General features: G+C 73.9%; 1 protein-coding gene. It reads left to right on the top strand.

The features are described 5' to 3' along the window. On the top strand, positions 1 to 758 hold a 758-nt coding region (locus tag C7C45_RS07610; protein WP_146247290.1), incomplete at both ends, for a UvrD-helicase domain-containing protein.

Here is a 758-nt window from a genome sequence, read left to right as displayed (position 1 = left end):
CGACGAGGTGCTCGACATCGGCACCGCCTCCCCCGGCGCCCACGAGGAGCTGACCGGTGAGGCGTCGCTGCTCGCCGCGCTGAACGCGGGCCGGACCGGGCGGATGCGCGACATCGTCGAGACCATCCAGGCCGAACAGGACGAGATCATCCGCGCCGAGCTGCCCGGCGTCATGGTGGTCCAGGGTGGCCCGGGAACGGGCAAGACCGCGGTCGCGCTGCACCGGGCGGCGTACCTGCTCTACACGCACCGGCGCGAGCTCTCCAGCCGGGGCGTGCTCCTGGTCGGCCCGAACGCGACCTTCCTGCGCTACATCTCCCAGGTGCTGCCGACGCTGGCCGAGACGGGCGTGCTGCTGCGTACCCAGGGTGATCTCTTTCCCGGGGTGAGCGCCCAACGGGTCGAACCCGCCGAGACCGCGGCGCTCAAGGGCCGGGCCGTGCTGGCCGAGGTCCTGGCGCGGGCGGTACGGGACCGGCAGTGGGTGCCGGACGAGCCGCTGGAGATCGAGGTCGAGCGGGAGGCGCTGAGCCTGGACCCGGAGACCGTGCGGACCGCCCGGGACCGCGTACGCCGCGTGGACCGGCCGCACAACCTGGCCCGCGCGCTGTTCGACACGGAGATCGTGCACGCGCTCGCCGACCAGGTGGCCGAACGGATCGGCGCCGACCCGTTGGGTGGGGACAACCTGCTCGACGAGGCCGACCGGGCCGAGATCCGCCGCGAGTTGCGCGAGGAGCCGGAGATCCGGGCCGCCC

The sequence above is a fragment of the Micromonospora arborensis genome (genome assembly GCF_003205615.1).
Classification (GTDB): Bacteria; Actinomycetota; Actinomycetes; order Mycobacteriales; family Micromonosporaceae; genus Micromonospora; species Micromonospora arborensis.
This window is presented reverse-complemented; position numbering and strand designations above follow the sequence as displayed.